At 65.0% G+C, this 8,836-nt stretch carries 9 protein-coding genes; 4 read left to right on the top strand and 5 right to left on the bottom strand.

Annotated features, from left to right (window positions below; translation table 11 throughout):
* Positions 1-98: 98 nt before the first annotated feature.
* Both IE266_RS16865 and IE266_RS16860 read right to left on the bottom strand, forming a co-directional pair.
* Positions 99-752 carry a hypothetical protein gene (locus IE266_RS16865; RefSeq protein ID WP_189681274.1) on the bottom strand — a complete coding sequence of 218 codons (654 nt, stop codon included), beginning with the start codon at positions 750-752 and terminating at the stop codon, positions 99-101.
* A 301-nt stretch (positions 753-1,053) separates the two neighbouring features.
* Positions 1,054-2,289, bottom strand: a complete 1,236-nt coding sequence (locus IE266_RS16860; RefSeq protein WP_189681273.1) for an MFS transporter — start codon at positions 2,287-2,289, stop codon at positions 1,054-1,056.
* 76 nt (positions 2,290-2,365) lie between these two features.
* Between IE266_RS16860 and IE266_RS16855 the strand changes: the two genes are divergently transcribed.
* Genes IE266_RS16855 through IE266_RS16840 form a run of 4 tightly spaced genes read left to right on the top strand, consistent with a single transcriptional unit; the run spans position 2,366 to position 4,535 of the window.
* Positions 2,366-3,025 (top strand): DNA-3-methyladenine glycosylase family protein, encoded by a 660-nt coding sequence (locus tag IE266_RS16855; protein WP_189681272.1) that lies wholly within the window; start codon positions 2,366-2,368, stop codon positions 3,023-3,025.
* Positions 3,022-3,687 (top strand): alpha/beta hydrolase, encoded by a 666-nt coding sequence (locus IE266_RS16850; RefSeq protein WP_189681271.1) that lies wholly within the window; start codon positions 3,022-3,024, stop codon positions 3,685-3,687. The genes IE266_RS16855 and IE266_RS16850 overlap by 4 nt, the downstream gene beginning before the upstream one ends.
* Positions 3,688-3,691: 4 nt before the next feature.
* Positions 3,692-4,183 carry a GNAT family N-acetyltransferase gene (locus IE266_RS16845; protein WP_229864215.1) on the top strand — a complete coding sequence of 164 codons (492 nt, stop codon included), beginning with the start codon at positions 3,692-3,694 and terminating at the stop codon, positions 4,181-4,183.
* 52 nt (positions 4,184-4,235) lie between these two features.
* Positions 4,236-4,535: a putative quinol monooxygenase gene (locus IE266_RS16840; RefSeq protein WP_189681270.1), complete on the top strand. Its 300-nt coding sequence runs from the start codon at positions 4,236-4,238 to the stop codon at positions 4,533-4,535.
* Positions 4,536-4,550: 15 nt separating this feature from the next.
* Here the strand turns inward: IE266_RS16840 and IE266_RS16835 are convergent, their stop codons facing one another.
* From IE266_RS16835 to IE266_RS16825, 3 genes are all read right to left on the bottom strand, one after another.
* The gene (locus tag IE266_RS16835; RefSeq protein WP_189681269.1) at positions 4,551-5,447 is read right to left on the bottom strand and encodes a DMT family transporter; all 897 of its coding nucleotides are present in this window, start codon (positions 5,445-5,447) and stop codon (positions 4,551-4,553) included.
* Between the two features lie 111 nt (positions 5,448-5,558).
* Positions 5,559-8,393 carry a M10 family metallopeptidase gene (locus IE266_RS16830; protein WP_189681268.1) on the bottom strand — a complete coding sequence of 945 codons (2,835 nt, stop codon included), beginning with the start codon at positions 8,391-8,393 and terminating at the stop codon, positions 5,559-5,561.
* Positions 8,394-8,422: 29 nt separating this feature from the next.
* Positions 8,423-8,800 carry a hypothetical protein gene (locus IE266_RS16825; RefSeq protein WP_189681267.1) on the bottom strand — a complete coding sequence of 126 codons (378 nt, stop codon included), beginning with the start codon at positions 8,798-8,800 and terminating at the stop codon, positions 8,423-8,425.
* Positions 8,801-8,836: the final 36 nt, after the last annotated feature.

Here is an 8,836-nt window from a genome sequence, read left to right as displayed (position 1 = left end):
TTCGAGCGGCAGCAGAAACTGAGACACGAAGGCGTCTAAGAAACGCGGGGCTATTCACGCAGACAGTTCGGGCGGAATGTGATTCCGGAATGCGAGAGCTAAATGGGCAATTGTAGGTATTCAGCAAATTCTTCTGTAAGTTGGAAACGATCAACCTTGTTATGTGTCGTATCAATGATCGCGCCATAATTTTGCATTACCCTCAGCATCGGCTTCAAGTTGTCGTGGTCCTCAAAATAATAATGAAAAATGGGATTGTTGGGGTCGCCATTGTAAGACCAGCGATTGGAACCGACTATGAACTCTCGAATAAACGGGTTTTCGCTAAGATCTTTCCGCATTTCAGCCACAAGGTTTGGCATCTTGTCTTCGAGCTTTTTAAAGCTCCTAGACGCTACAATTGCAAACCCGCGAGTGCCAAGATACGCTCGCATCTCAGCTAACGTTTTCCACTCCCTGAGTTGGTCAATGGAATGACTGGCAACGTCCGTGTCCACCAGTCTGCTACAGGTCTGACAGAGCCAAATACCATTTTCGGCAGCAGCTCGTTCATCAGAGGTCAAAGTAGGATCATATCTCGGGCCGCCCTCTGCCGCGGCAGTAATGTGCGCGGCAACACCGATACTAGAACTATTGTCGGCACCGTCTGGCCCAATGGTCGGGCGCAGGCAAGTTTGATTTGAGCAACGGTAACCTGCACGTTGCGCGATTATTCTAACGACGGTTGCTCTAAAATCATCTCGGTTTGTCATATGCGGAACAATACGGTATCAGATGCATTCTGAAAAGCGGTCGCTGAGCGAATAAATGGGAAGACCTGTTTCGTCCGCACAGCAGTCATCCAACCCCGAAATCTCCCGAAGAGTGCTTCCAAAGCCTTGGCTCGACATGACGTAATACCCACACGGGCATGAGCCACAGGCTGCACCACTTGCTGCAACGGAAGGGCCGCGCGGGGGCCTTTTTCGGTCCCCAAAAACGTGTCCCGGATTCACTCCCCGGCAATATGGAGTGAAATCAGTGGGTTGACCCTCCGTCCTAGCTGGGACGCTTTCAGTTCGCCGGCTCCTTGGGCTGCATCACCAGCCAGATCAGCGCCCCGCCGGCCAACACCAGCGCTGGGATCATGGCCAGGTTGACGGCCGTCCACCCCTCGACCGGCGAGCCGCCCGAACAGTTCATCAGCCCGCCCGAAGAGAGCGAAGCCACGGTCACGCCGCCGAAGACCAGCAGGTCGTTCAGCCCCTGCATCCGCCCCCGCTCGCTGGTGGAATGCGCCCCGGCCAGCATGGTGGTCGCCCCGATGAACCCGAAGTTCCAGCCGATCCCCAGCAGGATCAGCGCCACGAAGAAGTTCTCGAGCTCCACCCCCTGCAGCGCCACCACGCCGGCGCCCGCCAGGATGGCAAGCCCGATGCCCATGATCTTCTCCACCCCGTAACGGGCGATCAGGTGGCCGGTGAAGAACGACGGCACATACATCGCCAGCACGTGGCCCGTCACCACGTTGGCGGCGTCGCCCTTCTCGAAGCCGCAGCCGACCACCGCCAGCGGGGTCGAGGTCATCACCAGGTTCATCAGCGCGTAGGACACCATCGCGCAGATCACCGCCACCGCAATGCGCGGGGTGGTCAGCATCTCCCACCGGCTCCGGCCCGAGGCCTCGGTGGTGGCGGCCTTCACCGGCTTCGGGATGTCCAGTAGCGGGAACAGCAGGAAGCCGAGCAGGTTGACCGCGATGACCACGAAATAGGTGCCGAGGAAGGGCACGACATAGGCGTCGGCGGTCAGCTTGAACGCCTGCGGGCCGACCAGCGCCGAAAGCAGGCCGCCGGCCATCACGTAGGAGATCGCCTTGGGCCGGAACGCCTCCGACGCGGTATCGGCTGCGGCGAAGCGGTAGAAGCCCTGCGCGCTCATGTAGACGCCGGTGAAGAGCGAGCCTAGCAGGAAGACCGGGAAGGACCCGAGATAGAGCCCCAGCGCGCCAAGGCTGCCGCCGATCACGCCACCGGTCGCGCCGATGAAGAACCCCGTCCGCCGGCCCCATCGTTGCATCACCGCCGAGAGCGGCGTCGCGGTCAGCATCGAGCCGAGCACGATCAGCGAGATCGGCAGGGTCGCGAGGCAGTGGTTGGTGGCCAGCGACATCCCCGCCAGCCCGCCGGCGGTGAAGATCATCGGCATCTGCGCGCCGAGGAACGCCTGTGCGATCACCAGGACGACGACATTACGTCGGGCGCGGGCATCGTCGTGGATCGCGGGGGGAATCTCGGTAATCGTGGTCATGGCGCAAGCCGTAGCGGCTAATATATCAGCATACAAGCGGCTTGCGTGGGGGCGACGCGGCGATACTGTCGCAGCGATGACGGCTTCCGTTTCTCCTTCCGGCGCAGTGACCGGCCGGCTGATCCGCGGCGACAGCTGCGTCGCCGAGGGTGCCGCCTGGCTGGCTGCGCGCGAGCCGCGCTTCGCTGATGCGCTGGCGCAGACCGGACCGCTGCCGTTGCGGTTGCGCCCGGACGGTTTCGCGCAGTTGCTGAGCGCCATCGTCAGCCAGCAGGTGAGCGTGGCCTCAGCCGCCGCTATCTGGGCGCGGATCGAGGCGGCGGGGCTGACCGAGCCCGAGCGGGTGGCGGCGGCGGGCGAGGAGGCATTGCGGGTGGTCGGACTGAGCCGGCAGAAGATCCGCTATGCCCAGGCGCTGGCCGAGGCCGGGATCGACTATGCCGGCCTGCGGGACGCGTCGACACCGGAAGTGATCGCGCGGCTGACGGCGGTGCCGGGGATCGGGATCTGGACGGCGGAAGTCTATGCGATGTTCTCGCTGGGTCGCGCGGATGTCTTCGCGCCGGGCGATCTCGCCTTGCAGGAATCGGCGCGGTTGCTGTTCGGCCTGCCCGAGCGCCCGCGAGAGCGCGCCTTTCGCGTCATGGCCGAAGCCTGGAGCCCCTGGCGATCGGTTGCGGCGCGCATCCTCTGGGCCTATTACCGGGTGGCGAAAGACAGGGAAGGGATCGCATGACACGAGTTCTGAATGCCGAACGCAAGGGCCCGGTCTCGGGCGAACTGCGCTCGGCGGTGGTGTTCGTCCACGGCTATGGCGCCAACGGGGCTGACCTGCTGGGGCTGGCCGATGTTTTGGGCGAGCATCTGCCCGACACGCTGTTCGTGGCCCCGGATGCGCCGGAATCGATCCCCGGTGCGCCCTTCGGGTATCAGTGGTTCCCGATCCCCTGGCTCGACGGCTCCTCGGAAGAGGAGGCCGCGCGCGGGCTGGCTGCGGCGGCGGATGACCTCAACGCCTTTCTGGATGCGCTGATGGTCGACGAGGATCTGTTGCCAGAGCAGGTGGCGCTCTTCGGCTTTTCGCAAGGCACCATGATGAGCCTCTACGTCGCGCCGCGCCGTGAGGATCCGATTGCGGGTATCGTCGCCTTCTCGGGCCGGATGCTGAGCCCCGAGACCCTGCCGGACGAGACCCGCAGCCGGATGCCGGTGCTGCTGGTGCATGGTGACCAGGACGAGGTGGTGCCGCCGCAGTCGCTGCCGCAGGCGGCGGAGGCCCTGCAGGAGGCCGGTTTCACCGAGGTCTTCGCCCATGTGATGAAGGGCACCGGCCATGGCATTGCACCCGACGGGCTGGGCGTGGCGCTGGCTTTCCTGCGTGACAAGATCGGGTTCTGACATCGTGAGCCACGAGGTCCGGGCGATGACGCCCGAGGATATTCCGGCGGCCTGCGTTCTGTTGAACCAGATCATCTCGCTGGGCGGGACTACGGCGCTCGAGCAGCTCTTCGACGAGGTCGGGCTGGAGGACTACCTGCTGGGGCCCTCGACCATCCTGTGCCACGTGGTGCTTGATGGGGCCGGGGCGGTGGCAGGATTCCAGCATCTCGGGCGGCGAGACGACCTGCCCGAGGGCTGGGCCGATATCGCCAGCTTCACCCGGCGCGACGATCCCTTGCGCGGGGCGGGGCGAGCGCTGTTCGCCGAGACGCTGGCGCGCGCCAAGGAGTTGGGGATTGTGGCGATCAACGCCACCATCCGGGCCGACAACGTGCCGGGGCTGGGCTTTTACCGGCGAATGGGCTTCGTGCAGTATGACGTCTCGCGGGGGATCCCGCTGTCGGATGGCCGCCCGGTCGACCGGCTGCATCACCGGATCGATCTGACCGGTTGACCCTGCCTGCGCCGCGCGACAGGGTGGCGCGGATCGAGGGAGGGTTTCATTCATGCTGATCGTTACCGGGACCATGCAGGTTCCGCCTGAGGGAATCGAGGCGATGAAGGCGGCCGCGGCCGAGGTGGCCGTTGCAACACGCGCCGAGAAGGGCTGCCGCGTCTACGCCTTCTGGCAGAGCGTCGAGGAGCCGACCACCTTTCGCGTCTACGAGGAATGGGACGATCTCGACTGTCTCAAGGCGCATGGGAAGTCGGCGCATATCGCCACCTACCGCGCGAAGCTGGCCGAAATCGGCGCCTTTGGTCGCGATATCAAGATGCACGAGCCGGGGCCGATGACGACCCTCTGAACGGAGGGCGAGCGGTCAGACGATGCCGGGCGGCGGCTTGCGCCGCGCGCCCGATATCGCGTTGCCGGCGATGGCGAGCAGCAGGATCGCTCCGCCAATCAGGGTGTAGCGCGTCGCTGTTTCGCCCAGGAACAGCCAGACCCAGACCGGGCCGAGCAAGACCTCGGCCATTGAGAGGATCGTGAGCTCGACCGCCGGAACGGTCTTGGAACCGATGGTGTATAGTGTCATGCCGGCGCCGACCTGCACTACGCCCATGCCGAATGCGATGGCGCTGTCGCGCGGGCTCAGGACCAGCGGCAGGTCGGAGCCGAGACAGACGACGGCGGTGATGACCACGGCGAGAAGGCCGGAGAGAAAGACCGAAGGCATCATCTCGCCCTCCTTGCCCCAGCGCAGGGCGACGGTGAAGATGGCGAAACCGAGCGCCGAGCCGAGCGCGGCGAGGTTGCCGCCCCAGGCGGCGGTGCCGGTCTTGTCCCATACCATGACGGCGATGCCACAGCCTGCGACGGCCATCGCGGCCCAGGTCTGCGGGCGCACCCTTTCGCCGAGCCAGACCCAGCCAAGCACCGCTGCCAGCAGCGGCGAGCAGGCGAAGAGCAGCATGGCATTGGCGACCGAGGTGTTCTGGATCGCGTAGATCGCCCCGGTATAGGCGGCGACCAGTGCCAGCGCGGCGACGAGGCCCGGCAGGCCGGCGCGTCGGGCCATCGTGAAGGGCCCCTGGCCGCTGCGCAGGCGGATCACCACGTAAAGCAGTGCCGCAAGGCCGAGCGAGCGGTAGAGCAGGATCTGCCAGACCACCGCCTCCTCGATCAGGCGGATGCCGAGTCCGACGGTGGACCAGAGCACGCCGGCGATGAAGACGAACACCATGCCGGTGAGATTGCGCGGGGTGGTGGTGCTCATGTCGGGGGATCCGGTCCTGTTGCCTGACGGACATGCCATCCGTTGGCGGGCCCGGCTATCCCGAATGCGACATGGGCGGGCAGGGGGGCCTGTCAGCCCTCCCGGCCGGGATCAGATCAGCCAGTCGGTGGTCAGTTCCGTGGTGGCGGCCAGGTTCCTGATGAGGGCGAGGTCGACCTCGGTGCCGTTGTCGTCGAAGACGAGCCAGGCGTTGCGGCCCTCGGCTTCGAGCCAGAAGAGACCCTCGGACAGGGCGTCGGCCACAGTTCCACCGCTAAGCAGGCCCGAGACCTGGATCTTTTCGCCGTAGCGCAGCGAGAAGTCGTAAAGCAGGTCGCCGGCATCGCTCACCGCGTTGAAGACGAAGGTATCGGTGCCGCTGCCGCCCTTGATGGTATCGGCCCCCGGGCCACCGGCGATCACGTCGTTGCCCGCGCCGCCGTCGATGATGTCGTTGCCTGCGCCGCCGTCGATCAGGTCGTTACCCGCGTCACCGTAGAGCTTGTCGATGCCGCTGCCGCCGTCCATCGCGTCACTGTCGTTGCCGCCCTTGATGTAGTCGTCGCCGTCGCCGCCAAGCAGGGTGTCATTGCCGTTGTCGCCGTAGATCTTGTCGTTGCCGGCTCCGCCATCGGCGTAATCGTCGCCCTTGTCACCCTTGATGTAGTCGAGGCCTTCGCCGCCGAACATCGTGTCTTCGTCGTTCTTGCCGTAGAGCTTGTCGTTGCCCGCACCGCCGTCGAGCAGGTCATCGCCGTTGTCGCCGTATAGCGTGTCGTTGCCAGTGCCGCCCGAGAGATCGTCGTCGCCGTCGCCGCCATAGACCTTGTCATCGCCTGCACCGGCATTGGCGAGGTCGTCGCCCTTGTCGGCTTTTATGGAGTCTTTGCCGTCACCGCCTGTCAGGGTGTCGTTGCCGTCGCCACCGTAGAGCTTGTCGTCATCGGCCCCGCCGTCGAGCACGTCGTCGCCGACGTCGCCATAGAGCGAGTCTCGGCCCGCTCCGCCGGTCAGGCTGTCGTCGCCGGCATGACCGTAGAGCTTGTCGTCGCCCGTGCCGGCGTCGAGGCTGTCGTTTCCGCTGCCGCCGTAGAGAGTATCCCTGCCGTCGCCGCCGTCGATATGGTCGTCTCCGTCCTCGCCGTAGATCTTGTCGTTGTCGGCACCGCCTTCGATGCTGTCGTCGCCGCTACCGCCATAGATCTTGTCCATGCCGGCATCGCCGGTGATCGTATCGCTGCCATCACCGCCATATAGCGAGTCCTTGCCGTCGCCGCCGTTCAGCGTATCGGCCCCGGCGTTGCCGTAGAGCTTGTCGTCGCCCGCGCCGCCTTCGATCCGGTTGTCGAGATCGTTGCCGATGCCGGTGTCGCGGCCGGTGCCGAGGAGCAGGTTCTCGATCTCTGTGCCGGGTTCGATGGTGATCTTCTTGGAGCCGAGCATGCCGGTAATGCCGCCGTTGAGGTCGATCTTGTTGCCGTAGGTCACCGCCGAGAGGTCGAGCGTGTCGATGCCGCCGTTGGTGTCGCGGATGATGCTGGCCGCCTCGGTCCAGGTCAGCACGAAGCTGTTGGTGAGCGTGATGCGGGTGTCATAGGCGTCGGGATCGGGGCCGACGGGCACGCTTTCGACGTCGAGCATGGTGGCGAGGTCGGCGCTGGCCGAGACACCGGCGAGGAAGGCCATGGCCACCGCGTTGACCATCAGCCAGGCGCCGCCGGTTGCGGCGGAGAGCCAGACCTTGCAATCGCTGATCGGGTTGGTGCCGGCATAACCGATGGCCGCGAATAGCGCCGAGATGTCGATCCGGTCGCCCTGGGCGAGGGAGAAGTCTGTGATGGTATCGCCGGCCTCTGAGGCGGCGGTGTAGACGAAGACGTCGCCACCGGTGCCGCCGGTGAGCGTATCGGCCCCGTCGCCGCCAACCAGCGTGTCGTTGCCTCCTTCTCCGAGCAGCGTGTCGTCACCGGCGCCGGCCATCAGCATGTTGTCGGCGGCGTTGCCGGTGATGTGGTCGCTGCCCGAGCCAGTGAAGGCGTTCTCGATCACCGTGCCGCGGGCAATGGCGAGGTTGCCGGTCTTGCCGTTGATGTCGGAGAAACGCTCGGCATAGAGGTCGATGCGCTGGTTCGAGGTGCGCGAAGACAGGTCGATGGTGTCGGTGCCGGCGCTGTCGAAGATCGCCACGGCCTTGCCGTTGTCGAGCCCCATGCCGTGCTGCGAGAGGTTGGTGTTGTCGCCGTAGATCGTATTGCCGGTCTGCACGTTGGCGGGCGTTCCATAGAGGTTTTGGATTGCCAGGATATCGGCCAGCTGGGCGGTGGCGAGATAGGCGAAAGAGGCCAAGACGTTGGGGTTCTCGTTGTTCGAGAAGTAGGACATCACCGTCATCTGCCAGCTGTCGTTGGCGAAATGTGCCTGGGTCCCGAAATCGGCGCTGCCGTTGTAGTTGCCGGCGTGGCCGAGGCCGAGGGCGTGTCCGATTTCGTGGATGAAGGTCTGCAGGTAATAGTCGCCGTAGGCCTGCCAGGAGGTATGCACGTTGACCGAGGAGGAGAGGATCGTGGTGCCCGAGGTAATCGAGCTGTTGTAGGCCCCCGACTGGGTATCATCGAAGGAAATCATGGCATTGCTGGACTGCGTGAAGGTAAGCCCAGTGACCGTGCTCCAGGCGTCGAGGGCCTGTAACGCCGTTGCCTTGCCAAGGGCGTCGAGCCCGGTGATGTTGACTGTGATCGTGCCGCCCGCCTGGACGTCGAAAGATCGGGGCTGTTGACCACGGCCAAGCCAGAAGCCTTCGGTCAGGTAGTCGGCGATCTGGTCGAGGCTGTAGACCGGCTGGGAGGCGGCGGTGAGGCTGGTCTGCACGCCGCCGTCGGTGAGCGCGGTGTCGGTGTGGACATCAAAGGGTTGGTTTGAGTCCAGGGCTTGGCACATCAGGCACATGAAAAAGGCTCCTCGTTAAGGGACAGGGATCAGAGCGGCAGACCGCTGTGGCGCAGCAGCTCTGCCGCGAAGCGGGCGAGCATGGCGTCGTCGATGGTGGTGTCGGAGACCGAGAGCGTCAGCGTCGGGCCGGTGCCGCGGCTGCCGTCGGCACCCTGCCAGGCGAGGTGGCCCGAGAGTATATCGGGCCTGTGGGCCTCGGTCACGAAGCGCAGTCCGGGACCGGCGGCCAGGGTTTCGGTCAGGACGATGGGGCCGACTGCGCTTGCCAGGGTCGTGGCCAGCGCGCGGCAAACGGGGGCCGAGAGGCCGCCCTCGCAGGCCAGCTTGAGTTCGGCTGCGGATTGGGCACCAGAAGGAAGCGTGGCGATGGATGCGGCGCAAAGGAAGATCGCAATGGGAGACACGGATGGCTCCTTTCGAATGTCTGATTTTTCGGGAAT

Source organism: Seohaeicola zhoushanensis, assembly GCF_014656415.1.
Lineage (GTDB): Bacteria > Pseudomonadota > Alphaproteobacteria > Rhodobacterales > Rhodobacteraceae > Seohaeicola_A > Seohaeicola_A zhoushanensis.
Note: the sequence above shows the minus strand (reverse complement) of the source record. Positions and strands in the feature narration are given on the sequence as shown.